Raw genomic sequence first — 26918 nt, 5'->3', positions numbered from 1 at the left:
CTTCTCATGCTTTGTTTTTCAGAAAAAAAAGCCCGGCTTATATTGCAACTATGAGGAAGCAATACAAACCGGGCATGGCGCGCGTATCGTCAGTCGTTCGCTTCTGCGATATCCATGTCAGCTGTTTATCACTTTCCTGCATAGTCCGGCCGTTTACGGCAGCCGGGTAGAAACTTATGGGCCATATTCCCAAGATTATATGAGGTCGTGTTTTGATTTCATGTTTATCTTAACAACGGACTTGGATAATGTCAACGACATTATCGAACGATATAAAAATTCTTTCTTTTAATGTTCGTGTTTAGATCAATTTCCCTTCAAATACGATTTTTTTCCCGCAAGGAACGACTTGAATTGATCCATTTTCTTTCTTTTCTGTAAAGATCGGCTCTTCCATCCGCCGGACGGGCATATAGCCCTCTTCCTTCATTAAAGTGAGAATGGTATCGATCGTTTCATGTTCCGTTACTTCAAACCGTTTCTTTTTTGGCTTTGTCATTCCTTAATTCTCCTCTTCTTCACTGCTTTCACCCAGAATCCGCCATGGATCGTTTTCGGCTCAAAGGCGATCATAAACGCTTTTTCATCAAGCGTTTTAATCGTATCATAAAGCTGAAGCTCATATTTGCGCGGTGTCAGTATCTGCATGGCGGTCCGGTCTCCTTCAAGTCCGCCCGCAACCCAGCTTGTAACCCCGTATCCTTTTTCCCGGAGCTGTTTCGGCAGGTCCAGATCGAGCTCCTTCGTAATGACGTTGACTGTAATATAGCCGAGCGCCAGTTTTTCTTCAATTTTCATTCCCACTATGACGCCGAGGCCGTAGCCGAGTGCATAGGCAATGACGTTTTGAATTTGATTCAGATTGCCGAGCACGAGACTCAGGCCGGTCACATACACAAGGATTTCAATCGTACTGATGCCCGCGGCGAAATAGCGCTGTCCCTTTAATGTCAGAATCATCCTGATCGTAAAGAAAGAGACATATATAATGTTAATGATGAGAATAATGAGAACCATACCTATACTGTTGGATAAAATCGTCTGCATCATTGATTCCCCCTCCTCTGATAATTTGAAAAGCCAATCTTTCAATTAAGGATAGTTTACCCTCTTTTGATCATTTTCAAAAGAAAAAAAAGCCCGCCCCGCAAGGCAGACTTTCAAGCTCTTATCAGTGAAGCTCGGCTTTTTTCAATCGTTTGACGGCTTCATATTCCTTCTCAAGCTCACTCAGCGTGTATCCGGACAGTTCCTGAACATGGTTTTGGTAAAACCCTGAGCGGATCAGCTTTGTCCTCAGATGCTGTTTTTTCCGATTAATGGCTTCTCGCAACAACGGGGCCATCTTCATCATCCCTTTCCGAATCATAAAGAGTAGTGCCGCTTTCGAATTGCTGTTGCTCTCATCATATCTCGGCCGGGTCTTCAAAACAACACGCTTTATTAGAAAAATTTGTAAACATTGTGAAAGACAAATTTCGACTTATAAAGGGATCAGCGAAGCAGTAAAGTACTCTGAAATGAGCGGCCATGTCACAGCCGTAAAAATGAGCATGATGATGACCGCCGCGGAAATACAGTACATCACGTCAGCCGCAGGCTTTTCAGCCGATTTGTATAGAATCTGCACAAACTGCACCATCGCCGAGGCGGCCAGAAACAAGGTCAGCGCCGTAAATACCACGGTGATGACCGGCAGATTCAATATCGCGAAAATCATCCACACGATAGAGCAGGCGACAGCCGGAACCAAAAGCGATCCGACCCCCGCGGCCGCATCCCGCATCGTGATTTTCTGTTTCATCATATAGCGTGATACAAGCCAGACCGCGCCCGCCGCAGCGGCAAAAAAGACGAGCGTATACACGAGAACAACGGTAAAGCCGTCAAAAAACGTATGATGCCGCTCCCCGTATCCGAGAGGCCTTTGCTGGCTTGCCCTCAGCTGAAACCAATTTCCGATTGAGAAAAAGATACTGAATACAAGCATTGAAATAAGAGCATATTTAAAGCGGGAAAAGCCGTCTTCCCCAACGACCTTCACCGGTGATGTCAAAATGCGCAGCGCGAAACGGCAATAACGTTTGACCGCGGCCCATGCAGAAGCGAGTTTTTCCGTAAAAGCCGGAGCCGGGCGCCGTTCCTTATCTTTTTTCTTTTGCTTTTGATAACGTCCCGCATTTCTGGACATTCTCGACAGCGGTTCTTCATCAGTCCCCTGATGCTGTTTTTCTTCTTCCAACGTTTCTTTTCTTTCTTCCGTCATGTCAGCAACTCCTATCAAAAAAATACGGCGGAATTTGTTAAACAAGAAAATAAAACACTTATATAAGGTACCGAAGCGTCCTTAAACAGTCAAGCGGTTTTCTTCACCCGGACACCCACATGACGTTTTATAGTATGTATTGGTTTTACGGAATAGGACAAAAACAAAAAACCGGCTGTCCTCAGCCGGTTTTTCCGTTATTTCAAGAAGATGAAATACAGGATAAAGATGACGAACAGCCCGTACATAATCGGGTGAACGCTTTTTCCTTTTCCTTTGCAGATCATTGTAATCGGGTAGAATATAAAACCGATCGCAATCCCCGTCGCAATGCTGTACGTCAGCGGCATCATAATCATCGTTAAGAATGCCGGCACAGCCACCTCGAATTTATCCCAGGCGATCTTACCGAGCGGCGCCACCATCAGCGCGCCGACAATAATTAAAGCCGGAGCCGTCACATTCGTGGTGACAACTGACAGAAGCGGCGAGAAAAACATCGCCAGCAAAAAGAGAATGCCCGTCACAACAGCCGCGAAGCCGGAGCGCGCCCCCGCCGCAACGCCTGAGCTGGATTCAACATAAGAAGTCGTTGTGGACGTACCGAGTACGGCTCCGATAACGATTGATGTTGAATCCGCCAGAAGCGCTCTTCCCGCACGCGGAAGTTTGTTTTCCTTCATCAGCCCGGCCTGTGTCGCTACAGCCACCAGCGTTCCGGCCGTATCGAAAAACCCGACGAACAGGAACGTTAAAATGACAATCAGCATTTGGACGGAGAAGATATCCGGAAGATGCATCCACGCCTGTCCGAAAGTCGGCGCAAGACTCGGCACGCTGCCGACAATGTGCGTCGGAACCGGAATCAGTCCGCAGACCATGCCGGCAACCGCCGTCAGAAGCATTCCGATAAATACGCCGCCGTTTACGCGAAGCACCATCAGAATGACCGTCACAATAACACCGAAAACCGTCAGCAGCACAGGGCCGCTGTGAATATTGCCGATAGACACCAAAGTCGATGAGTTCGCTTCAATAATGCCCGAACCCTGCAAACCGACAAATGTGATAAACAAACCGATACCCGCGCCGACCGCCAATTTCAGCTCAGGCGGAATCGCATTAATGATTTTTTCCCGCAGTCCCGTCAGCGAAAGCGCCACGAAAATAATTCCGGAAATCAAGACGCCGGAAAGCGCAGCCTGCCATGAAATCCCCATGCCAAGTACGACAGAGAAAGCAAAAAACGCATTTAATCCCATACCCGGCGCAATCGCGATCGGATACTTTGCAATGAGCCCCATTAAAATACAGCCGGCCGCAGACGCCAAGGCTGTAGCGGTGAACACCGCGCCCTGATCAATTTTTAATGCTTCGGGAAATCCCTTCACACCGTTTAAAGACAATGTCAGCGGGTTGACGAACAGAATGTACGCCATTGACAAAAAGGTCGTTAAACCGCCGATGATTTCATTACGATAGCTTGTCCCCAGCTCATCAAACTGAAAAAATTGCTTCAAGCCAATTGCCTCCTTCATTCTCTCCCATTTATTCTGCCCGTTATCCGCCAAATAAAAAACGCCCCAAATACATTTGGGACGCTTGACTACATACGTTCAGTCTGAATAAATAAGAATGGATTATTTATATCAAACGATTGAGATTGATCCGTAGTCAAGCCATTTACGGTAGCTTGGTAGAAACTTGCGGGCCATATCCCCGCCATTATACGATATCTGCATATTTGATTTCTGAGTCTATTGTATCAATTCAATTTTGAAAACTCAATAAAAAAAACGAACAATCCCGTTAAAAAAATTTGGTTTATTCGTTAATTGACCAAAAATGGAAGACGGCAAAAGCCGCCTTCCTGACATCATTTTCCGTCTGCAGGCCGGACCGGCACCGAGAATGTAATCTTGCCGTCACCTGCTAAAGTGTTCATGAACGTTCGATTGACATACAAAGCGTATGAATCGAATGAGAAATCGCGCAATGAATATTCTTTATCGGATGAATCATCTAATTCAAAAACGGATTCCATTTCACCCGTTTTAAGGTTCGTGACTTTCGCCTTATTCCCTTTCAGATAATAGCCTTTTTCATACTCATTAAGCGATGGCCAGGTTTTCATTTTTTTCGTATTGCCGAGACCGATTGACTCACCGATATTCATCAGCTGATCTTCATCCGTTTTGCTTACATCAATTCCGCTGAATTGATAATCGACGATCACCCGTCTGCCTTGCTGTTTGATCTTTTTGATGGTAATGCCGACATGATGATGTTTCGTTTCATAACTGACAGGCAGTTTTGTTTTCAGAGGCACGATTTCTCCCGGCTCTGATTCTGTTTTTATATCGCCCGTTATGAAAAGTGTTTTCGCTTTCGGGTCTATCGGTTTGCTGAATTGAGTTTGGCCGCGTATTCTTTTCCCGCCGCCGGGAAGGTTCTTCCTGTTGCCAAGTTCAATAGCCGCTAACGTCATTTCATAATGGTTTCCTGCATCATCCGTTGCTTCGTCAATCGAGATGGCATCATTTTCAGCTGCATTTTGAAAGTCGACTGAATACAGGAGAGCCGATCCCGTCGTTCCGTTTTCCGCCCGGATATCGAAAAAGCGGTATAACCCGTTTACATTCACAGCTTTCGTTCCTTCAAGAGAAACGGACTTTTGTTTTTTAATCGGGAGTGTAAAGCGCCAGTTTCCGGGGATATCCTTAATTTTTGTAATGACAAGCGGAAGCTTATCACCGTCTTTCATCTTTGCGCCGTCCGTGAACAGGCGAACCTGCCCCGCGTACCGCCCGTCTTTCATTTTTTTCATGCCCTGACTGTCATAATCCAAAGATAATATATTCCGACTGTCTTTATAATCTACTTCAAAAGGAATATCCTCCTCATCAGATTTCAAATTGTCAACGGTAAAATTGTAAACGAGCTGTCCGCTGTCGTAATACACACTTTTCACTGTAACCGTAATCCCGCGCGATTCCGCTTTCTCGTTCAGTTTTGTCACCAAATTGCTTTTAAACAGCGCAGAACCTGCCTTATCCTGAAATACCCTGTAAATCTGCCCGGCAACAGGGATGTTTCCCATAGCCGTATTAACGGAGGGCATGAATAAGCCTGAGGACAGATACAGAATAAACAAAGCAGCAGCAACCGCAAGTCCGTTTATCACTTTTCGTCCCCATCTCCGTCTGACGGCGCCTTCTTTTCCGGCACGAACAGCGGCGCTGTGTATCACGTTTTTCAATTCAGCTTTCGGCACGTCAATGTCCTGATACAATTGCTTCATTTGATGCTTTTCCATATATGTTTATCCTCCTTTTCCAGCTCCTGCTTCAATGCTTTTCTCGCCCTGTGCAGATGCGTTTTTACAGTGCCTTCCGCCATACCGGTCTGTTCAGCGATCATAGCAATCGAGAAATCTTGAAAATAATAAAGCTGAATGGTCAGCTGTATATGTTCGTCAAGGGTTTCCAGGGCATTCCGAAGATCTATGTATTCTTCAATGTTCTTATTCTCCGCGCGTGTATCGTGTTGCGGCTCAAACGGGATGACGTCTCCGTGCTTTTTCCTCATCGCAAAAATCGTATGAAGCAAAATCCGGATCAGCCACGTTTTAAAATATTTCGGCTCCTTCAGCTGCGCGATATGAAGAAAAGCCTTGTAAGCCGTTTCCTGAACAGCGTCCAGTGTATCTTCCTTGTGATGCAAATAGAGATAAGCTGTTTTATATAAAGTCTCCTGATGAGCTGTGATCAGTTTTTCAAAGGCTGCGGCATCACCTTTTTTCGCCTTTTTGATCAATCGTTCTTCCTTCACCTTATCCACCTCCTATGCTGTTAGATATGAATCAGGGCAAAACGGTTTCAAAAAGATGAAAAAAAAACGCCTCTTTTTTAAAAGAGACGTTTTTTATTGATTTATTCCCACTCAATCGTTGCAGGCGGCTTGCTCGTAATGTCATACACGACGCGGTTGATGTGTTTCACTTCATTGACGATCCGTGTCGAAATCACTTCGAGCACATCCCAAGGGATACGCGCCCAGTCAGATGTCATGCCGTCAATTGATGTTACGGCACGGATACCGATTGTGTAATCATACGTTCTCGCATCTCCCATGACGCCGACGCTGCGGATGTCAGGAAGAACCGTGAAGTACTGCCAGATGTCGCGCTCAAGGCCGTGGTTCGCCACTTCTTCACGCAGAATCGCGTCTGATTCACGAACGATCTCAAGTTTTTCTTCCGTTACTTCGCCGAGTACGCGGATGCCAAGTCCAGGGCCCGGGAACGGCTGACGCCATACGATATCATCCGGAAGGCCGAGCTCTGTGCCAAGCGCGCGCACTTCGTCTTTGAAAAGGGTGTTCAGCGGCTCGATCAGTTCAAACTGCATATCTTCAGGAAGTCCGCCGACATTGTGATGCGATTTGATCGTTTGCGCCGTTGCAGTACCGCTCTCGATAATATCCGTGTAAAGCGTTCCTTGCGCAAGGTAATCGATGCCTTTCAGCTTGTCCGCTTCATCATCAAACACGTAAATGAATTCGTTGCCGATGATTTTGCGTTTTTGCTCTGGATCAGAAACACCTTTCAGCTTGTTTAAGAATCTGTCTTTCGCATCAACTTTAATGACATTCATATTAAAGCCTTCGCTGAACGTTTTCATGACGCCTTCCGCTTCGCCTTTACGAAGCAGGCCGTGATCGACGAAAATACAAGTCAGCTGGTCGCCGATGGCTTTATGAATTAAAGCAGCCACAACAGAGGAATCAACACCGCCGCTTAGCGCGCAAAGAACCTGCTTGTCTCCGACTGTTTCGCGGATTTTTTGCATTTCGATTTCGATAAAGTTTTCCATTGACCATTTGCCTTCACAATCGCAAACGCCGAATACAAAGTTTTTCAGAAGATCATTGCCGTATTCAGAGTGGCGCACTTCCGGGTGGAACTGAACGCCGTACCAATTCTTGTCCGCTTTGCTCATCGCTGAATTTGGGCAGTGATGGCTTGTTGCGTCAACAGTGAAGCCTTCAGGAACTTCTACAACCAAATCGCCGTGGCTCATCCACACAACCTGTTCTTCCGGAAGATCTTTGAACAAGTCAGGAGTTCCTTGAATCTGAATGTTCGCTTTTCCGTATTCGCGCTGGCTTGCCGCCTCGACTTTCCCTCCGAGGTAATGAGTCATCAGCTGCATGCCGTAGCAGATGCCTAATACAGGAATATCGAGTTCAAAGATTTTTTCATCACAGCGGAAAGATCCTTCATCATATACACTGTTCGGTCCGCCTGAAAGGATAATTCCTTTTGGATTCATTTCTTTGATTTCCTCAGCTGTCAACGTATGGGGGTGCAGCTCGCTATATACGCCAAATTCACGGATCCGGCGGGTAATCAGCTGGTTATACTGACTGCCGAAATCAAGAACAAGAATCATTTCATTCACTAACTTCGTCATGGTTGTCACCTAATCTCCTCTAAGTTTTTGACACAGAAAAAACGGAGGACAAACGTTCAGCCCTCTGTCGCGCAAGACTTGTACGGAAGCCCGGCTTTTTAACGCTCCCGGGCTCCCATTTAACATTCATTTATTCTAACAACAGGACGATATGCGGTCAAGACTATCTTGTTTTAATTATATTTTCCCACAACTGTCCCGATTCATTCCAAAGCTCCGCGGCATTATCCCTGCGGTATAAGGCCCGCTCATAGCGCAGCGTCAGCTCGGACATGTCGTTTGTATGGTGCGCCTCGTCAACCCTCGCGGCAAAATCGCGGAGCGTTTCTCCGTCTCCCCTGCTGTACCCTTTTCGTTTCAGCTGGCGGAGCAGCGCGGCATATGCGTCGAAAAAGACGTCTTCATCCGTACGCCGCTTCAATCTGGCTGCTGTAACGTGCGGAATCCAGCGCGCCCGGAGCAGCCAGGCGAGTGCCGCCGCGGCTGAAATCACGATGGCGATGGCTGCATACGGCCACAGGTGTGCCGCGGTTTTGTTGCGGATTACAGGCTGGGGTGCCGCGCTGTGATCCCGCTTTTTCGGCTTTTCCTCTTTTTCCGGCTTTGTTTCCTGACGCTGCTTGTCAGACGGTTCATCCGAATTTCCCGCTGAGCCTCCGCTGTCTTTTGCCGCGGTATGATTTTGCTCTGACGTAAACTCCGTCGGATTGGTGAAGCCTTTTGTCGGCTCAAACGTCACCCAGCCCTGATCGGGAAAATACACTTCTACCCACGAATGGGCGTTGTTGTTTGTGACTTCATAAATGTGGCCGTTATGGTCGCCTGCCCCTTTATATTCGCCGGATGTATAGCCCTTCACCCAACGGGCGGGAATTCCCGCAGAGCGGAGCAGCACAGCCATTGCCGATGAAAAGTTATCACAATATCCTCTTTTCGTTTCAAACAGAAATTGATCGACATAATCCTGATTGTGCTCCGGAACCGCAACATCCTGTGTATTATACGAAAATGCGGAAGATCCGAGATAATCCTCGATCGCCTTCGCTTTATCGAACATATTATGATAATCCCGCGTCAGTCTGTCCGCAAGCTGTCTCACTCTTTTCGGAAGGCTGTCGGGGACCTGTAAATACCGGTCATTGAATTGATTCTGCTCACGGTATCGTTTCACTTTCACTTTTCTGAGATCATTCAGCTTAAAGACGGGCGCCTGAAAAGTCACCGTGTACCGTCCCATATTGCGGATGTTGCCCACTTGTTCACTGACCGGCGTAATTTGCTCGGTGTTTCCGTTCATTTCAAGCTGAATCGAGTGCTTCGGTTTAATATTGGAGACGCCGATCGGATACATGACGTGATTATAGAGATAATTCTCATCAATGGACACCTGTGCCGTATACCGTCTCGTCTGCACACTCCGGTCAAACCATATATCTTCCACGTTGCCGCCGTTCAGTTTATAGGACATGCCCTGATCGGTCTCCACCCAGCCTTTCCCCGTGTATGTATCCTTCGTTTCCACCCGGAAGTACGCCCGTTCTTTTCCCTTCCATGTGAAAACCGGCGTATCATCCTGCTGAAAAGGGCCGCCCAATGTTTCATCATGATTGCCGTAGCCGATTTTGCTTTCGGCGGCGGGCACTTCTTTGTGGTTTGTTATTTTTTTAAGAAACGGCACGGGATCCGGCCAGTTCGGGTCTGATTTCGGAGCCGCCAGACCGAACACGACGGAAGCGCAGATAAACAGCATCAGCGGCAGAAACCATTTGAGTATCAATCTTTTTTTAAACGCTATGTGTTCCGTAAGCCGGATGCGCTCCATATACAAAAGCCCCATCATCAAAAAGCCGATAAAGACGATCCGGATGACGGCGTACGCGGCATCATAAGGAGTAAACGTATCAAGCACGGTGATATACGCCACCGTCATGATAAAAAAGAATAATATTTTCCGCTGATAGATCACCCAGTAATGCAGCAAATACACGAGCAGCCATAAAAGCACAAAAAACAGCAATGTGCGGAATGACGGATTCATGTCATTCCATCTTCCGGACCCGATGTGGCGGGCATTTTGCATCACGTCCCGCAAAAAAGAAACGAACCATTCCGGCTGAAAAACCGAACCTTTATAAAACAGGATGTGAATACTGATCAACGTAAACAGAATGCAGGACGGCACGGTGACGTACCACCTCATCCGGAAGAATGACAGCAGAAATGCCAAACCGATAAAAACGATGAAAAAACCGGTATGTTTTGTATCCGTAAAATTGTGCAGCGGCCTGAGCCATTCCCATAACAATAAAAAAGCGAGAAAATAAAACAGCAGCAGACTCAGCCTGCTTCCCTGGTTCTCGTCATGCGGCATGGCGCGCCACCTCTCTTTCTAAACAACATGGGACACCCGTTTGTCCCTGATCATTTGCACCTTAATATTTTTTTGAGCGAAGATGAGAGCGAGTTTCCGTTCTTTCTCCGAAAGCGCGGCATTCGTTTCTTTCGCCAAAAACACCGTCATGTCAGCACGGCCGGGCTCAGCCTGTTTGAGAAGGTCTTCTGTAAGACTGCCCGTCACGACGGCAATGGAAGCTTTGCGGACGCGCGGATCCGCCAGCTCTTTTCCTAAACGCCCGCCTGCATCGGCTTCTTCCGATTCTGAAGCTGATGCCAGGTAACGCAGCATCTTTCTGAAATGCCGGTCTCCCTCCCGGACGGGAAATACGGTCCGGTCGCTCCCCAATGAAATAAATCCTGCGGGAGAGCCCTTCACAAGCGCCGTGTAAAGCAGGGATGCCGAAGCTGATACCGCGGCTTCAAACGATGGGGACGGCCTGCAGTCCAAAAGGAGAATCATATTCACACTCTGCAGCGGGTCAAATTCCTTCGTCATCAGCTCATTTCGCCGCGCTGATGTTTTCCAGTCAAGTGCGGAAAACCGGTCGCCCGGCTGGTAATTTCTGACGCTCGCAGCCATTGCGGAGCGGTGTACCTGAAACGGAGCGCCGGCAGCCGTACCCTCTTCTCCGGATGCGGCCTGCGGCTTATAGTGAACAGACCCGTACGCCGGGAAAACCAGAACCGTATCCGTTACGGAAAACGACGCCGTCTTGTCCAAAAGCCCGAGAACATCTCCCGTGCGCACTCTTATCGTATGTAAATGATGCTCTCCGCGCGGCACCTGCGGCAGCTCATATTGTAACGTCAGCTTCCTTTGAAACCACGGAAACACGAGCTGTTTCGCACTGCGCCTCTCGCCAAGCGTTTCCGGCATCACATCTTCAATGACCATATATGTCAGCGGAAACGGCAGGCGCCTCGTCAGCCTGATGGTGACAGACAGCCTGTCGCCTGAGGTTAACTGGGCGGAGGACACGTCACGCGCCACCTGAAACGCCCGCAGCGGGTACACAGCGACCAGCCCGGCGTAAACGGTAAATGGCAAAAACGCATAAAATAAAAACCAGCTCACAAATCCGCCCTGAAACATGGCATAAGAAAAGACAGCCGCCGTCAGTACGGCCAACATAAGCAGCTTCCAGCCATATAGAAGCCAATGCATCTTCTTTCTCATTAGCGGACCGACATCCTTTGAACGGGCACTTTTTCCGTTTGCATGATGTCTTCTATAATCGCTTCCGGCGTCACATCGTTAAATTTCGCCTCGGCGGTCAGGATCATTCTGTGCGGCAGCGTATACGGAGCCAAATACTGGACGTCATCAGGAATGACGTAATCGCGGTCATGAAGCAGCGCGTACGCCTGCGCGGCTTTCATTAATGAGATTGAACCGCGCGGACTTACGCCCAGATGTACGGACGGATGCCGGCGGGTATGCTGAGTAATGCCGACGATATACGCTTTAATTCCATCATCCACCCGCACCTGCTCCAGTTTTTGCTGAAGGCTGATAAACTGTTCTTTAGAAATGACGGGCTCGATTGTTTCAAGCGGATTGCGCCCTTCCTGCAAAGACAGAACTTGAAGCTCTTCCTCGGCAGTCGGGTAGCCCATGCGCAGCTTAAATAAAAACCGGTCAAGCTGGGCTTCGGGAAGCGGATACGTTCCTTCATATTCAACCGGGTTTTGTGTGGCCATGACGAAAAACGGCTCAGCCAGCCGCATTGTCTTTCCGTCAATCGTGACATTCCCTTCCTCCATTGCCTCAAGCAGGGAAGACTGCGTTTTCGGAGAGGTTCTGTTAATTTCATCAGCCAGCACGATATTCCCCATGATCGGTCCCGGGCGGTATTCAAATTCCATCGTTTTCGTATTATAAATAGAGACTCCCGTCACATCTGACGGCAGAAGATCCGGCGTGAACTGAATCCTCTTAAAGTCAGCTCCGATCAGCTTGGCCAAAGCGCGGACCATCATCGTTTTTCCGACTCCCGGCACGTCTTCCAGCAGCACATGCCCTTTCGCGAGAATGGCGGCCAGACTGAGTATGGCGATATCCCGTTTTCCTATGATGATGTTTTCAATATGCTCAACGGCTTTCTCCAGCAGCGGATGCAGCTCTTCTTTATAAGCCATTCTTCTCCTCCTAGTCATCTCTCAAATTTCAATTATCGTAACCTAACTTTACCACAAAATATAAACAGTATAAAAAAACGTTTCCAGCGAATTGTTTCCAGTCTGAAAAAGGAAAAAGCTCCCTTTAGAAAGGAAGCTTTATTTCAGCTGGAGAGGCTCCATATGAACGTGTGAATGGTCAATGGCATGTTCCTCTTTCATCTTGCGTTCTACCTCATTTGCGATCTCATGACTCTCTTTAATGTTCAGATCTGACGGCACTTCAATGACGACATCAATATGAACGGAGCTGCCCAGATATCTCGCTTTAATATCTTTTAAACGGCTGACGCCCGCAATCTGTTCAATCGTCTTTTTATAATCAGAAATATGTTTGACATCAAAACCGTCAGTCAGCGAATGAGAGGATTCCTTAAAAATATCCCACGCGGTTTTGCATATGATCAACCCGATGATAAACGCGGTAACCGTATCAACCCAAGCCAAATGGAACTGTGAAGCAAAAATTCCGATAAACGTGCCGATACTGACGAGCGCATCTGATTTATTATCAGCTGCCGCAGCTGAAAGGGCCTGGCTGTTTACCTTTTTGGCAAGCCCTTTCGTATAGCGGTAGACCATCAGCATCACGACGGCGCTCCCCGCGGCCGTCCAGGCGGCTATCATATCCGGTGTTTCCTCTTTAACGGAAAAAATAGATTGCGCGGCGCTGAACAGCACTTGCATTCCGACAAGCATCATAATAATGGAAGCGATGAGTGACGCGACGGTCTCTGCCCGAAAATGGCCGTAAGGATGATCTTCGTCAGGAGGTTTCTGAGAGATGCGCAAACCGATGAAAACAGCCGCAGATGCCACGATATCAGTCGTATTATTTAAACCGTCGGCCTGAAGCGCTTCTGAGTGAAACAAATAACCGATCACAAGCTTCACAACCGACAATGCCGCATATGCGCCAATACTGACAATCGCTCCGGTTTCGCCTTTTTTCAATTCATGATATCTCTCCACTGAAAATCCTCCTTCCCGTTCAATTTTTCCTTCATTATCATACAAAGCGAAGACACAGTGGGTCTATAGAAACATGATTCACTTTCCACAGAAAAATAGTAAGCATAGAACATTTATGCACTCAGGAAACTTATTTTTATTCACGAAAACCCTCTCATCCCAATCGCACCAAGGCTTCTTGCCACCTTGTTTTCATGGAATTATTTTCAAACCCATTAAAACACAAAAATAACAGAAAATTATTTCTTTTCCTTCCGGCACCTTCTGCTGTACGGACGAGAAAAAATGTCATATTTTCTTACATCATTTTCAACTGCCTGTGGCATTTATGATAGAATAATACTTGTCGGAATATTCAGCATAAACAAACCAAAAGGAGGCAAAGAATGAATCAGCCTAACTCTTTATCAAAGGGATTAAAAACCCGGCATATGACTATGATTTCAATTGCCGGCGTGATCGGCGCCGGATTATTTGTCGGAAGCGGATCAGTCATTCATTCCACCGGACCCGGAGCGATTGTCTCCTACGCTTTAGCAGGATTATTAGTGATTTTTATTATGAGAATGCTGGGGGAAATGTCCTCCGTCAACCCGACAAGCGGTTCATTTTCACAGTACGCGCATGACGCCATCGGTCCTTGGGCCGGTTTTACGATCGGATGGCTGTATTGGTTTTTCTGGGTCATCGTCATTGCCATTGAAGCCATTGCAGGCGCCGGAATCATACAGTACTGGTTCCCGGGCATTCCGTTATGGCTGACGAGTCTGCTTCTGACCGTGCTGTTAACACTGACGAATATTTATTCAGTTAAATCGTTCGGCGAATTTGAATACTGGCTTTCCTTAGTGAAGGTAGCGACGATCGTTGTCTTCTTAATCGCGGGATTTGCGTTCATTTTCGGAATCGTCCCCGGCAGCAAACCGGTCGGGCTGGAAAATCTGGCGGGCAGCGGCGGATTTTTCCCTAAAGGTCCAAGTTCCGTTCTGCTCGGCATTGTCGTTGTCATTTTTTCTTTCATGGGATCTGAAATCGTCGCAATCGCAGCGGGAGAAACGTCAAATCCGGTCGAATCCGTCACAAAGGCGACCCGCTCAGTCGTTTGGCGGATCATTATTTTTTACGTCGGCTCCATTGCGGTTGTGGTCACACTGCTGCCGTGGGATTCAGCCAATATTTTGGAAAGCCCCTTCGTTGCCGTTTTGAGCCATATCGGGGTTCCCGCAGCCGCTCAAATCATGAATTTCATCGTCCTGACAGCCGTTCTGTCCTGCCTGAACTCCGGGCTTTATACGACGTCACGGATGCTGTATTCACTGGCAGAGCGAAATGAAGCGCCGCGGCGTTTTATGAAACTGAGTAAAAGAGGCGTACCGGTTCAAGCCATTATCGCCGGCACCTTTTTCTCCTATATTGCCGTTGTTATGAACTACTTTTCTCCCGACTCCGTATTTTTGTTCCTGGTCAATTCATCAGGGGCGATCGCACTGCTCGTCTATCTCGTCATCGCCGTCTCACATCTGAGAATGAGAAAGAAAATCGAACGGACAAACCCTGAATCTCTTAAAATCAAAATGTGGTTCTATCCGTACTTAACCTACCTGACGATCATCGCCATTTGCGCCATCTTGTTATCTATGCTGTTTATCAGTTCAATGCGGTCTGAATTTCTGCTGACAGGATTTATTACTCTGCTGGTACTTGCCTCATATGTATTCCGCAAAAAACAAAAACCGAAAGAGAGCGCTTCCGAAAGCCGGGTTGCGCAATAACCGTAAACACCCCCCTCAAAAAGGGCGGGTGTTTTTTTAACCAACCTGTTCCAGGCAGCATTAACTGTAGTACAGGATTTCAATAAATGATAAGGACAGGATGAAAAATGGCACTGGAAAAATTTGCAGATGAACTGCCGATTATCGAAACACTCCAGCCGCAGAAGAAATCAGACGGCAGCACGTATTATGAAGTCACCATGAAGGAATGCTTTCACAAGCTGCACCGCGATCTCCCGCCGACCCGGCTGTGGGGGTATAACGGTTTATTTCCCGGCCCGACGATCGACGTGAACAAAGATGAAAACGTCTATATTAAATGGATGAATGACCTGCCGGATAAGCATTTTCTGCCCGTAGATCATACCATTCACCATTCAGAAAGCGGCCATCAGGAACCCGATGTCAAAACCGTCGTCCATTTACACGGAGGAGCAACGCCGCCGGACAGCGACGGCTACCCGGAAGCATGGTTCACAAAGGATTTTAAGGAAACGGGTCCTTATTTTGAGAGAGAGGTATACCATTATCCAAACAAACAGCGCGGGGCTCTGTTATGGTATCACGATCACGCCATGGCGATTACGAGGCTCAATGTGTACGCCGGGCTTGCCGGGATGTATATCATTCGCGAGCGAAAAGAAAAGCAGCTGAAGCTTCCCTCCGGAGAGTATGACGTACCGCTTATGATTTTGGACCGCACATTAAATGACGACGGTTCCTTGTCTTATCCGAGCGGACCTGCTAACCCTTCCGAAACGCTGCCCGACCCTTCCATCGTCCCGTTTTTTTGCGGAAATACCATTCTCGTCAATGGTAAAGCGTGGCCGTATATGGAAGTTGAACCTCGGACATATCGTTTCCGCATCCTTAATGCCTCCAATACGAGAACATTTTCTCTCTCGCTCAATAACGGCGGGAAGTTTATCCAAATCGGTTCTGACGGCGGACTGCTTCCCCGCTCTGTCAAAACACAATCTATCAGCTTAGCCCCGGCAGAGCGGTATGATGTGCTCATCGATTTCTCCGCCTTTGACGGAGAACATATCATTTTAACGAACGGCACCGGCTGCGGGGGCGACGCCGATCCGGATACAGACGCCAATGTGATGCAATTCCGCGTCACAAAACCGCTGAAGGGAGCAGACACAAGCCGGAAGCCTAAATATCTTTCAACAATGCCTAATGTGACATCAAAGAGAATACACAATATCAGGATGCTTAAACTCACAAATACGCAAGACAAATACGGCCGGCCCGTTTTGACGCTGAATAACAAGCGATGGCATGATCCTGTGACAGAAGCGCCGAAGCTCGGCACAACGGAAATCTGGTCGATTATCAATCCGATGGGGGGAACCCATCCGATACACCTGCACCTTGTTTCCTTCCAAATCCTTGACCGGCGCCCTTTTGACTTAGAGCGTTATAACAAATTCGGCGACATTGTGTATACAGGCCCCGCCGTCCCGCCTCCTCCAAGTGAGAAAGGCTGGAAAGATACCGTGCAGGCGCACTCGGGAGAGGTCATCAGAATCGCGGCGACCTTCGCTCCTTACAGCGGACGCTACGTATGGCACTGTCATATTTTAGAACATGAAGATTACGACATGATGAGACCGATGGACGTCACGGATAAGCAGTAAACAAATATCACCCCTTTTAAAGAAGGGGATTTTTTATTTATCCAAAAAGAAAAAATAAGAAGACACTTATTTGCATATACTGTAATAACAGGAAGACGATGCACCCTCATTGGAAATCTGGATAGAAAAAGGAATTAGGAGATTAGGGAAAAGTATGAGACAATGAAGGAGTGCACGAAAATTCATAAGGGAAGAAGTGACTTTATGTCTTACTACAACAAACGTAATCAGGAACCGCTGCCTAAAGAAGATGTCAGTACGTGGGAATGCACAAAAGAGGACTGTATCGGCTGGAGCAGAAAGAATTTTGCCGGCAGTGATACCCCGACTTGCCCCCTTTGCGGCAGTAAAATGATCGACGGCGTCCGTTCGTTGGTAAATCTCCAAAACAATAATCAAACGGCATCAAGTTAGACCTCCCTTTTACGAGTCTCAACATAGAGAAGGCCTCCATGTCTCATGAGAGGCCTTTGCGTTATTATGTCCTTTTATGATGCAAAAGAGCAATGAACATGAAAAACGATCGGCAGCAGAACGATCTGAAGGAAATGGCAAAACGGCGGAAAATGAACCTTGCCGCACAGTCATTCATCGAAACGCTTCATTTTGCCGTTCCGATTCTCCGTTTTTTCAAATGGCTCGCCTCAGCCGCAGCCAGCTTTGTTCATTAAAAAACACCCAGCGGGCGCTGAGTGTTTTTTTCATGATTGGATGACGGAAAAACTGTTAATAATGCCGTTGTCATTTTCCCAGACTTTTTCGCATTTTTTCGTATCCAAATGATAAGCATAAATGGTCCGGACCTTCGCATTCCGCCCCGTTTCATCCTTCAGACGCTTAGCGCCTTTTGCTTCCGCCATGAAATAAATGATGCTGCCGTCTTTAGAAAACTGAGGCTGGGCATCAATCAGCGGAGCGAAGTCCTTCCCGTTTGAGATAATCGTTTCATCTTTTTTCGTTTTGACATTCATCAGACGGATGGACGCTTTTTGTTCCGTCCCTTTTTGTGTATAAGATGTAAAGACAAGGTTCTTTCCGTCCGGTGACACCGCCACGTCGCTGATAAACTGCTCAAGGTTTGTCAAATCCTGAAGGTGTTCGCCCGCTCCTGCTGCAAACCGGATATTCGTCGGTTCAGGGTCAATCCCCTTCTCATTTGCCTCATCCGTTTTTTGATAATCCTCTTTTACGGAATAATGCAGAAGCGCAAAATCGTTTTGGCTCCGGTTATAAAAGAAGCTGCTCACACTGTCGTCTTTCTCATCGGCGGCGGGATACAGATTTTCATAACGTTTCGTTTTCAAATCAAAAGATGCGAGACGGAAAATATCTTCATCCGCTTTTCCGAGACGGAAATAAATGTGCGTCAGATCCTTTGATAAAAACAGACTGTCAGCGCTTGCCGTTCCTTTATAAAGCACCGTCTTCTTTTTCGTCTTCAGATCAAGCTTATAGAGACGCATCTCATTTTGGTCATTATTCCCGACAAAATAGAGCACCTGATGGGCGTCATCGAGCGCAAACGCCGGATATGCCGAAAGCTTTTCCTCATACAGCACGCGGCCGTCCTCGTAATATTTCGTCATCAGATCTTTGTCTGTAATGGAAACAAGCAGCTTGTCATGGCCGCCGGAGACAACGGCTTTCCCGCCGCCGTCGCTTTTTCCTTTAATCAGTAAAACGGCCGCGATGACCGCCGCCGCCAAAACGGCGGCCAGCAACATCCAGATCCATCGTTTCTTCTTCATTATCAATCTCTCCGTCAATCAGAAAAAGCAAGAATCAGTGTCCTTGCTTTTTAAGATGGTCTATTTTAATAGCTGTAGTGTCCGGATACTCTTCCTTTGCTTAATGGATATCCGAGCGCTTTAAACGCTTTCGGGCTGACATCCAATACGGCATTCGGCAGACGGCCTACATCATTTTTGTATACGGTGATAACCTTTTTCGGTTTTGATTTCGCATAAGCTCTGATTTTCGTTCCGTTTCTCGGAACGTCAAATCCTAATTTTGTCGCGCAATCCCAGTGCCCCAGTTTTTTACCGGAAGATCCTTTTTTACCGACTCCATTATACCATGTAATATTTCCGTTCACTTTTTTAGCACTTGCATCAGAAGAGTAACTGATCGCTCCCAGCGTGCTTCCTGCTAAAATCAATAAGGCTAAGAATAACTTCTTCAAGCTTTCGTCCTCCTGATTCTTTATTCTAGGCAAAATTATACACCAAGAAGACGATTATAATATTTCAATCACTTTACATGTTCATTACAACGTGATGAGAAATGCACATAACGACGGCACAATTTCCCGTTCTATATAATTCCATGGTAAATTATACTACAAAATTTAATTCATTAGCGTTATAATATTCATAGAGTATTTCTGCATTCAATATGGACTTTTTATAAGGCCTATTGATAGTTGCATAATATGATATATTTTGAGAAATCAGGCTTTAGGAAGCAGGCACTTTATTCCTTTTAACCGTGGTTCATATTGATCATGTACCTATACTCGTTTCAATCAGACTAGGAGTGATAATCAATGAAAGCGGCAAGATGGCACAATCAAAAAGACATTCGAATCGAAAACATTGATGAACCTAAAGCAGAACCGGGTAAAGTCAAAATTAAAGTCAAATGGTGCGGGATTTGCGGAAGCGACCTTCATGAATATTTGGGAGGCCCGATCTTTATTCCGGTCGGCAAACCTCATCCGTTAACAAACGAAATGGCGCCCGTCACGATGGGTCACGAATTCTCAGGAGAAGTCGTTGAAGTGGGCGAAGGCGTCAAAAATTACAGCGTCGGCGACCGTGTCGTCGTGGAACCGATTTTTGCCACACACGGACATCAGGGAGCCTATAACCTTGATGAACAAATGGGATTCTTAGGCTTAGCTGGAGGCGGCGGCGGATTTTCTGAATATGTATCCGTTGACGAAGAATTGCTGTTTAAGCTTCCTGAAGAGCTTTCTTACGAACAGGGCGCGCTTGTTGAGCCGTCAGCGGTAGCGCTTTACGCCGTCCGCCAAAGCAAATTAAAAGCGGGCGACACGGCGGCAGTTTTTGGCTGCGGACCGATCGGGCTGCTTGTGATTGAAGCCCTGAAAGCGGCCGGCGCCACAGATATTTACGCGGTTGAACTTTCACCGGAACGTCAGGAAAAAGCGAAAGAACTCGGCGCTATCATCATTGATCCGTCAAAAACGGACGATGTCGTTGAAGAAATCGCTAAACGCACAAACGGCGGCGTTGATGTTTCTTATGAAGTAACAGGCGTTCCTGTCGTTCTCCGCCAGGCGATCCAGTCAACAAACATTGCCGGTGAAACGGTTATCGTCAGCATTTGGGAAAAAGGAGCGGAAATTCATCCGAACGATATCGTTATCAAAGAACGGACCGTAAAAGGCATTATCGGATACCGTGACATCTTCCCTTCCGTTCTTGCACTGATGAAAGAGGGCTACTTCTCAGCAGATAAGCTCGTCACGAAAAAAATCGTGCTCGACGATCTGATTGAAGAAGGCTTCGGCGCTTTAATCAAAGAGAAAAACCAAGTGAAAATCTTAGTCAAACCGAACTAAATCGTTTAGCTGAATAACAGACACATCCGAAAAAGAGCCGTTCCGGCTCTTTTTTTCATCTCATCGTCTTTCCTTCCTTTTCCTTTTAAAAATGATCCCCTCTGCGCAAACTATTTTTCACCCTGTCCCGTCTATCCTTAGGCAGCAGCCTATGATACGTATTTTTAAAAAAGGAGCCCTTTGAAGCAATGAAGAACGAAACAGCCAAAGCGTCGCTTGTGACGTGCATAACTGAGCGCAAGGAAGACTTTTACCGGCTGGCGTACAGTTACGTAAAGAACAAGGATGACGCGTTAGATATTGTTCAGGAATCAATTCAAAAAGCGCTGACATCGGTCGAATCCGTCAAAAACCCCGATGTGATCAAAAGCTGGTTTTATAAAATTTTAGTGCGCACAGCCATTGATTTTCTCCGCAAACAGAAAAAACTGAAAGTGATGGACGATGAAACGATCGAGTTTTTAAGCCGCGGAAAGGAAGATCACTACAAAGACACAGATCTTCACGAAGCGCTTGATGACCTGCCGCATCAATATAAAACCATTATCATTCTGCGTTTCTTTGAAGACCTGAAATTAGAAGAAATCGCAGACATCACGGGGGAAAACATCAACACCGTCAAAACACGCCTTTACAGGGGGCTGAAGCTCATGCGCATTCAGCTGACGAAGGAGGATCTTTCTTAATGGAAAAGAGATTAGAACAATTAAGAGAAGAGTATAAAAGTGTGCCCATTCCTAAGGAACTGGACAGCATTGTCGAAAAAGCCCTTCAGCAGAAACCGAAGAAAAAACGAATCGTGATGTGGCCGACATCCGCGGCAGTCGCTGCGGCCGTCTTATTTACCGCCGTTGTCAATATCAATCCGGATGCCGCACAAGCCATGTCTAAAATCCCCGTCATCGGCAAAGTCGTCCAAGCCATCACATTCACGGAGATGAAGGAAGAAAAGAACCAATCAAGCATTGATGTGAAAACGCCCGCTCTGTCCGGACTTTCCGATCATAAACTCGAAGACAGCATCAATCGGCATTATATGAAAGAAAGCAAAGAGCTGTATCAGGAATTTATGAAGGCGACCTCAAAAAGCAAAAAAGGCCACCTCAGTATTTACAGCGATTATGAAACCGTTACTGACACAGCGGATTTGATCTCAATCCGCCGTGATATCGAAAAAACACAAGCTTCATCTTATACGCAAAGCCGTTACATCACGATTGATAAAAAGAATGAGGCCGTGCTTACGTTAAAGAGTTTATTTAAAGATGACCGTTATATTAAAGTCATCAGCGAAAATATTAAAGAACAAATGAAAAAACAGATGAAAGAAGATCCGAATAAAATATACTGGGTCGAAGATGATGATATGACGGAGCCTTTTAAAGCCATCCGCGCCGACCAGAATTTTTATATTACAGATAAGCACAAACTTGTTATTTCATTTGACGAATATGAAGCGGCACCCGGATATATGGGCGTTACAGAGTTCACAATACCGACCTCCGTCATCTCCAAGCTGCTTGTCGGAGACCGCTACATCAGATAAAGAAAGAAAAAAATCCATGATATCCGCAGATCATGGATTTTTTCTTTCGTCCCGCAACAGCCAAGATGCATAAGGAACCCTTTTCATATAACAGACGCCGGACGGGGGCTGAAAAGTTTAAGAAAATCACAGCATTTCATTCATTTTTTCTGAAACAAAATCCCCTTCCGAATGCGTCTAATTAACGGAACAAATGGAAGACTGTACAGAAATCTGCCATAGCCATCCGCAAAACAGCGAGAATTTCCGCACACATTATTGGAGGAATACCATGTCAGACAAGTCACTGCATCACCGCTATATTCCCGGACTGGATGGACTTCGCGCCTTTGCCGTCCTCGCAGTTATCGCATATCATCTGAATTTTAACTGGGCCGACGGCGGTTTCATTGGTGTTGATATCTTTTTTGTTTTATCGGGGTATTTAATTACATCTATTATATTGCCTGCCCAAGGCAATGCCATCACCCTTGATTTGCGTGATTTTTGGGTGCGCCGGATCAGGCGGCTTCTGCCGGCGGCTTATCTCATGATTATCACGACGGTCATTTGGGTCGTATTGTTTAACAGCGAGCTCCTGCATACCGTACGCGGGGATGCGGTCTCCTCACTTTTTTACATAAGCAATTGGTGGTTTATCTTTCATCAGCTTTCTTATTTCGACAGCTTCGGCTCCCCTTCGCCATTAAAAAACCTTTGGTCGCTGGCGATTGAAGAACAGTTTTATATCATATGGCCCTTCCTGCTTCTTGCGGGAATGTACATATGTAAAACACGGGCCCGGCTTGCGGCCGCGGTCATGTTTCTCGCGTTATGTTCGGCAGTCGTAATGAGTATGATGTATGTGCCCGGCGGAGATCCGAGCCGCGTTTATTACGGGACGGATACCCGCTCATTTGAATTGCTTCTCGGCTGCGCTTTAGCTTTAGTGTGGCCGATGAAACGATTATCTTCCAAACGGCTGCCGAGCAGCATGAAACACCTGCTTCACGGGACGGAGCTTGCCGCTTTTGCCGCGCTGCTGCTTTGCGTCTTTTACACGGATGAATATGAACCCTTCCTGTACAAGGGCGGCATGCTTTTGATCAGCATCACCGCAGCTGTTCTTGTCGCATGTTTATGCCATCCGAGCAGCTTTTTGGGACATGTTCTTTCATGGAAGCCGCTTCGGTGGATCGGAACGAGATCATACGGAATCTACCTTTGGCATTACCCGGTTTTCGTACTGAGCACACCCGTGCAGGAAATCGGAAATCCGGTTTATTGGCACTGCGCCGTCAGAATCGGCGCCACTTTCATTCTTGCCGAGCTGTCTTACCATTTCATTGAACAGCCGATCCGCACTGCGGGCTTCCGGCCATTTTTACGCCGCGTGTTTCTGAACCGCTTTCTGGAATGGAAGACATCCTCTGTCATCAGCAGAATGTCGCTCGGCCTTATTCTTGCCGCCATTCTCGTATTTGCGGGCGGGCTGTCAGGAATAGCCGAGGAAAAAAAACAGCCGCAATGGACGTACGCGCAAAATGATCAGCAAGAAACCGCCGCCTCTTCGCACAAGACGGCCGATCACGATCAACCGGCAAAAGAAGATGACATTAAGAAAAAACACAGCGGCGAAAAAACAGACACCGCGTCAGACAAAAACAAGAAAGAACCAACAGACAAATCAAATACAAAGAAAAACGAAGAGAAAAAGGAACGGTCATCTCAAAAAACGGCTGATCCAAAACAAACACAGCCTCAGCAAGACGTGCTGGCCATCGGTGATTCGGTGATGCTGGACATTGCGTCATACCTGCGGCAGTCCCTCCCTCATGTCACCATCGACGGAAAGGTAGGAAGACAAGTCTCTCAAGCACTCCAGCTCACTTCGGAATATGCGTCATTTAATCAGCCGAACAAAGCGGTCATCATCGAGTTAGGGACGAACGGCTATTTCACAAACAGCCAAATTGAATCACTGATCAGCTCCTTTTCAAAAGCCGATATCTATCTTGTCAACACGCGTGTGCCGCGGCAGTGGGAAAGCAAAGTAAACGAATCATTGCGCCGGCAGGCCGAGTCTCGCAAAAATGTGACGCTTGTCGATTGGCACGCAAAAGCATTGCAGCACCCTGAATACTTCACACCGGACGGCGTCCATCTCATACCTGAGGGGTCTAAAGCGCTGACATCCCTCATCGTTCAAACAATGAAATCATGACAAAAAAAGAGGCCCCAAAAAGGCCTCTTTTTCGCATATCGTCACGCAAGCTTCTGTCCGCAATTCGGACAAAAATTCGCGCCTTCCGTTTTCGTTCCGCAGTTCGGACAGAATTTCGGCTTAGCCGCTCCTTCCGCGCCGTTTGCCGGTGCCGTCCCCTGATTCTGCTGACTTTGATCTTGCTGCGGCTGGTTCTGCTGATTTTGGTTCATTTGGTTCATCATTTGATTTGCCGCATTCATTCCCATCATCATGCCCGCCATGTCTGAGGCGGCGCCGCTTCCGTTCATTTTGCCGGATGACATTCCGTCCGTCATGGAAATCTGCTGATAGCGGTTCACATCGCCCACCATGCCGTAAGAAGCGTTTTTCGTAATCATATCCTGAACTTCCTGCGGATAGTTAAAGCTCATAATATTGAAGCCCGTAATCGACATGCCGTCTCCGATCAGCTGCATATCAAGATCTTCTTGAATCCCTTTTCCGATTTCAAAGGAATTCGACTGCAGATTGAACATGTCTTTTCCTTCTCTGGTGATCCATTTCATCAAAAGCTGATCGAGAATAGACGTAATCCGGATTTTAATGTCCTCCACTAAATAGCTGTCTTTGACACCCGCAATCTTATCAATCAATCCGATGTAGTCAATGACCTTGAAGTTAAATGTGCCGTTTGCGCGGATCGGCATACCGCCCGGCATACCTGCCGCCGGAATGTTGATGGCGTTTTTTGTGCCCCATTTCACGGTGAACTCCTTCGTATTCACAAACAGCACTTCAGCCCGCATGCCGCTGTTAAAGCCAAACTTAAACCCTTTTAGTGTAGATAGAAACGGAATGATTTCTGATTCGATATCATAATCGCCGTCATCACGGAAAATCCCTTCAATTTTCCCGTTGTATAAAAAGATGGCATCCTGCCCCGGCCGGATGATCAGACGGCTGCCTTTTTTAATTTCACGGTTGTTCCATTTATAGAAAACCATGTCGTCTCTGAATTCTTCCCATTCCACCACATTTGCTAACTGATTTCTGAAAAAACCCATGTATGCTCAAATCCTTTACATATAATTTAAAAACTACCCTTGCTTCCGCTGTAACTCGTGCCGCCCCTCGTGACTCCGCCGTCATTGTCATTATCTTTATCAGGCTTTTTTTCTCTTGTAACGTCGGTTCGGATATATGTGTCGTGCTGGCTCAGCACTTCAGACGTATCGTGATCCATATACGTGCTGCCGGTGACGGTGACCTTGCCGCCGGAATTGTACACCATCACAGTGACGGCGATTCCGGCCGCGGCTGCGGCAATAATGAGCTGAAACCACCATGTGAGCAGCAGATTGTCAGACTTGTCGTCCGGGCTTTTCCCCATATCTTTATAAGCCAACTTGATGTAGGTCTGAAACGCCTTTTCATAATGGCCTGCGGAAATATCTGACGAGATCGTATTTCTGATCGTATTCAGCCGGCTGTTATTCAAATACGTCTCCGCCTTTTTATATCCGGAGATAAATACTTCCCGCTTTTTCATATCAATGGTCAAAATCGCCGTGCTTCCGCTAAAATGACTGTCATAAAAATCACCGGCGTACTGCTCGATGTCCTTACCGCCCGTTCCGTTTGCGGTAAGAATGATAAAATCGGTATGGCGCTTTGCCCCGAGCTTCCCGGCCAATTCCTCAAGTTTCTTCGTTTCATCCTTCGTTAATAAATGAGCATTGTCATAAACATATTGCTTCTGTTCCGCGGCAGACGCCGATGTATGTAAACCAAAAGACAGCATCAGAAAAAGGACGAAGCAGAAGAGACACGCTTTTTTTATCGATACTTTCATCAAAAACCGCCTCCTATCATAAGTGAGACGAGTCTTAATGCTAAAAACGCACCGGCGGTTATGCCGCCGAACCACGCGGCCACTTTTCCGGCACTGATCGGCGGTTTGCCGACAACCTTGCCCGTCTGCCCGTTCATCGCAAAAATGTGTTCAGCCCGCTCATAGTCGTAGCTGACCATCCAGACCGGAAGCAGTACGTAAAAGCTGCTGATTTTATCGGTCTGAATCTGCTCATCCGTAATGTCAGCCGTCGTATATCCGGAGAAGGTGGATCTGATATAAGAATCAATATAATGGCTGATTTTATCCTTCGCCCGCGGAAAGAGATCGTCATCGGTATAATTGTACTTTTCCGCTATATATCCCGCTAAATAGGCCGTATTAAACTCCTTCAGCTCACTGTATGAGTAAGGCTCCAATTTGTCCATTAATTCATCATTCATTTTTTCTGAAGCGTCGACCGGAATTTTGAGATAATCAAGATTGATATCGCGGTACGCGTTGTAATACTCGGTCTCCGTCACCCGGTATTCTCCATCTTCATAGTGATGCACTCTCGTACAAACGGCATTGACCTGAACCTTGCTGTTTAAGTCAAACATCCAAAACGGCACGTACATGCCGGTTATGCTCTTCACCCGATCGGCAGTCATAAATCCTTTCGGTGTCAGACGGCCGTTTCGGCACCACTTTTTAAAAGCGCTCATGGCCTCTTCTTTACTGATCGTAAAAGGAATCACCATCGAAGGCGCGAGATTTCCCGACAATCGGTCGGCGAGAACGGCGGCTCCTCCGCAAAACCCGCACGTCGTGGCCGTCGTTTCCGCCTCAGTCATTAATACCGCGCCGCAATTCTCACACCGGTACTCGTTCGCCTCATTTTCGGAAAATCTCGTCGTAATATACTCCTTTGGCAGGCTTTCAATCTGATCCTGCCGCCCGCAGCTGTGACATGTCAGCATGCCGGATGAACTGTCAAAGACCATATCATCGCCGCAGTTCGGGCATTTATAAGAAATGATCATTCTGTTTCTCTCACTTTCT

The 26918-nt window shown here is 47.0% G+C and carries 25 protein-coding genes and 2 riboswitches; of the genes, 8 read left to right on the top strand and 17 right to left on the bottom strand.

Translation table 11 applies throughout. The features are described from left to right. Positions 1 to 121: 121 nt before the first annotated feature. Positions 122 to 223: riboswitch (purine riboswitch) on the bottom strand. Between the two features lie 78 nt (positions 224 to 301). The 12 genes from ACKTRM_RS03445 to ACKTRM_RS03390 form a co-directional block, all read right to left on the bottom strand. Continuing rightward, positions 302 to 499: an NETI motif-containing protein gene (locus tag ACKTRM_RS03445; protein ID WP_003155772.1), complete on the bottom strand. Its 198-nt coding sequence runs from the start codon at positions 497 to 499 to the stop codon at positions 302 to 304. Continuing rightward, positions 496 to 1050: a DUF2179 domain-containing protein gene (locus ACKTRM_RS03440; RefSeq protein ID WP_007609840.1), complete on the bottom strand. Its 555-nt coding sequence runs from the start codon at positions 1048 to 1050 to the stop codon at positions 496 to 498. The genes ACKTRM_RS03445 and ACKTRM_RS03440 overlap by 4 nt, the downstream gene beginning before the upstream one ends. A 121-nt stretch (positions 1051 to 1171) precedes the next feature. Then, the gene (locus ACKTRM_RS03435; RefSeq protein ID WP_012116994.1) at positions 1172 to 1345 is read right to left on the bottom strand and encodes a Fur-regulated basic protein FbpA; all 174 of its coding nucleotides are present in this window, start codon (positions 1343 to 1345) and stop codon (positions 1172 to 1174) included. Positions 1346 to 1483: 138 nt separating this feature from the next. Then, positions 1484 to 2266, bottom strand: coding sequence for a hypothetical protein (locus tag ACKTRM_RS03430; protein WP_012116993.1), 783 nt, complete (start codon positions 2264 to 2266; stop codon positions 1484 to 1486). Positions 2267 to 2463: 197 nt separating this feature from the next. After that, positions 2464 to 3786 (bottom strand): NCS2 family permease, encoded by a 1323-nt coding sequence (locus tag ACKTRM_RS03425; RefSeq protein WP_007408891.1) that lies wholly within the window; start codon positions 3784 to 3786, stop codon positions 2464 to 2466. A gap of 131 nt (positions 3787 to 3917) precedes the next feature. Next, positions 3918 to 4019: riboswitch (purine riboswitch) on the bottom strand. A 123-nt stretch (positions 4020 to 4142) separates the two neighbouring features. After that, positions 4143 to 5582, bottom strand: coding sequence for a DUF4179 domain-containing protein (locus ACKTRM_RS03420; RefSeq protein WP_012116992.1), 1440 nt, complete (start codon positions 5580 to 5582; stop codon positions 4143 to 4145). After that, a complete protein-coding gene (locus ACKTRM_RS03415) occupies positions 5564 to 6097 on the bottom strand; it encodes a sigma-70 family RNA polymerase sigma factor (protein WP_007408889.1) in 534 nt (177 codons plus the stop codon). The genes ACKTRM_RS03420 and ACKTRM_RS03415 overlap by 19 nt, the downstream gene beginning before the upstream one ends. Before the next feature lie 101 nt (positions 6098 to 6198). After that, entirely contained in the window at positions 6199 to 7740 is a 1542-nt protein-coding gene (gene guaA, locus ACKTRM_RS03410) for a glutamine-hydrolyzing GMP synthase (protein WP_007408887.1), read from the bottom strand. A gap of 163 nt (positions 7741 to 7903) precedes the next feature. Then, positions 7904 to 10111: a DUF4129 domain-containing transglutaminase family protein gene (locus ACKTRM_RS03405; RefSeq protein WP_012116991.1), complete on the bottom strand. Its 2208-nt coding sequence runs from the start codon at positions 10109 to 10111 to the stop codon at positions 7904 to 7906. Between the two features lie 18 nt (positions 10112 to 10129). After that, positions 10130 to 11314, bottom strand: coding sequence for a DUF58 domain-containing protein (locus tag ACKTRM_RS03400; protein WP_012116990.1), 1185 nt, complete (start codon positions 11312 to 11314; stop codon positions 10130 to 10132). Continuing rightward, positions 11314 to 12276 (bottom strand): AAA family ATPase, encoded by a 963-nt coding sequence (locus tag ACKTRM_RS03395; protein ID WP_012116989.1) that lies wholly within the window; start codon positions 12274 to 12276, stop codon positions 11314 to 11316. The genes ACKTRM_RS03400 and ACKTRM_RS03395 overlap by 1 nt, the downstream gene beginning before the upstream one ends. 138 nt (positions 12277 to 12414) lie before the next feature. After that, positions 12415 to 13287 (bottom strand): cation diffusion facilitator family transporter, encoded by an 873-nt coding sequence (locus tag ACKTRM_RS03390; RefSeq protein WP_012116988.1) that lies wholly within the window; start codon positions 13285 to 13287, stop codon positions 12415 to 12417. Between the two features lie 386 nt (positions 13288 to 13673). Here ACKTRM_RS03390 and gabP point away from each other — a divergent pair, with 386 nt between their 5' ends. The 4 genes from gabP to ACKTRM_RS03370 all read left to right on the top strand — a co-directional run bounded on the left by gabP (position 13674) and on the right by ACKTRM_RS03370 (position 17376). Then, positions 13674 to 15059 (top strand): GABA permease, encoded by a 1386-nt coding sequence (gabP, locus tag ACKTRM_RS03385; RefSeq protein ID WP_012116987.1) that lies wholly within the window; start codon positions 13674 to 13676, stop codon positions 15057 to 15059. 107 nt (positions 15060 to 15166) lie between these two features. Then, positions 15167 to 16705: an outer spore coat copper-dependent laccase CotA gene (cotA, locus tag ACKTRM_RS03380; RefSeq protein ID WP_012116986.1), complete on the top strand. Its 1539-nt coding sequence runs from the start codon at positions 15167 to 15169 to the stop codon at positions 16703 to 16705. A 204-nt stretch (positions 16706 to 16909) separates the two neighbouring features. Beyond that, on the top strand, positions 16910 to 17119 hold the full coding sequence (locus ACKTRM_RS03375) for a cold-shock protein (RefSeq protein ID WP_007408879.1): 210 nt from the start codon (positions 16910 to 16912) through the stop codon (positions 17117 to 17119). 98 nt (positions 17120 to 17217) lie between these two features. Beyond that, entirely contained in the window at positions 17218 to 17376 is a 159-nt protein-coding gene (locus ACKTRM_RS03370) for a hypothetical protein (RefSeq protein ID WP_012116985.1), read from the top strand. Positions 17377 to 17406: 30 nt separating this feature from the next. Here ACKTRM_RS03370 and ACKTRM_RS03365 read toward each other — a convergent pair whose 3' ends face one another. Then, on the bottom strand, positions 17407 to 18453 hold the full coding sequence (locus ACKTRM_RS03365; protein WP_012116984.1) for a TolB family protein: 1047 nt from the start codon (positions 18451 to 18453) through the stop codon (positions 17407 to 17409). 65 nt (positions 18454 to 18518) lie between these two features. After that, positions 18519 to 18887, bottom strand: a complete 369-nt coding sequence (locus tag ACKTRM_RS03360) for an RlpA-like double-psi beta-barrel domain-containing protein (RefSeq protein ID WP_012116983.1) — start codon at positions 18885 to 18887, stop codon at positions 18519 to 18521. A gap of 363 nt (positions 18888 to 19250) precedes the next feature. Between ACKTRM_RS03360 and ACKTRM_RS03355 the strand changes: the two genes are divergently transcribed. The 4 genes from ACKTRM_RS03355 (at position 19251) to ACKTRM_RS03340 (ending at position 24040) form a co-directional block, all read left to right on the top strand. Beyond that, positions 19251 to 20291: a 2,3-butanediol dehydrogenase gene (locus ACKTRM_RS03355; protein ID WP_012116982.1), complete on the top strand. Its 1041-nt coding sequence runs from the start codon at positions 19251 to 19253 to the stop codon at positions 20289 to 20291. Positions 20292 to 20479: 188 nt separating this feature from the next. Next, positions 20480 to 20977: an RNA polymerase sigma factor gene (locus ACKTRM_RS03350; RefSeq protein ID WP_003155802.1), complete on the top strand. Its 498-nt coding sequence runs from the start codon at positions 20480 to 20482 to the stop codon at positions 20975 to 20977. After that, positions 20977 to 21837 (top strand): anti-sigma-V factor RsiV, encoded by an 861-nt coding sequence (gene rsiV, locus ACKTRM_RS03345; RefSeq protein ID WP_012116981.1) that lies wholly within the window; start codon positions 20977 to 20979, stop codon positions 21835 to 21837. Before ACKTRM_RS03350 ends, rsiV begins: the two co-directional genes overlap by 1 nt. 271 nt (positions 21838 to 22108) lie before the next feature. Then, positions 22109 to 24040 carry an acyltransferase family protein gene (locus tag ACKTRM_RS03340; protein WP_012116980.1) on the top strand — a complete coding sequence of 644 codons (1932 nt, stop codon included), beginning with the start codon at positions 22109 to 22111 and terminating at the stop codon, positions 24038 to 24040. 41 nt (positions 24041 to 24081) lie between these two features. Here ACKTRM_RS03340 and ACKTRM_RS03335 read toward each other — a convergent pair whose 3' ends face one another. The 3 genes from ACKTRM_RS03335 to ACKTRM_RS03325 are packed head-to-tail and all read right to left on the bottom strand — an operon-like array spanning position 24082 to position 26899. After that, entirely contained in the window at positions 24082 to 25086 is a 1005-nt protein-coding gene (locus ACKTRM_RS03335) for an SPFH domain-containing protein (protein ID WP_012116979.1), read from the bottom strand. Positions 25087 to 25112: 26 nt separating this feature from the next. Further along, positions 25113 to 25874, bottom strand: a complete 762-nt coding sequence (locus ACKTRM_RS03330) for a TPM domain-containing protein (protein WP_012116978.1) — start codon at positions 25872 to 25874, stop codon at positions 25113 to 25115. Continuing rightward, on the bottom strand, positions 25874 to 26899 hold the full coding sequence (locus ACKTRM_RS03325) for a TFIIB-type zinc ribbon-containing protein (protein ID WP_007408871.1): 1026 nt from the start codon (positions 26897 to 26899) through the stop codon (positions 25874 to 25876). Before ACKTRM_RS03325 ends, ACKTRM_RS03330 begins: the two co-directional genes overlap by 1 nt. Between the last annotated feature and the right edge of the window lie 19 nt (positions 26900 to 26918).

Origin of the sequence: Bacillus sp. D7-8, assembly GCF_052055895.1 — a bacterium.
Lineage (GTDB): Bacteria > Bacillota > Bacilli > Bacillales > Bacillaceae > Bacillus > Bacillus velezensis.
The sequence above is the reverse complement of the archived record's forward strand: the minus strand, read 5'-3'. Positions and strand labels throughout refer to the sequence as shown.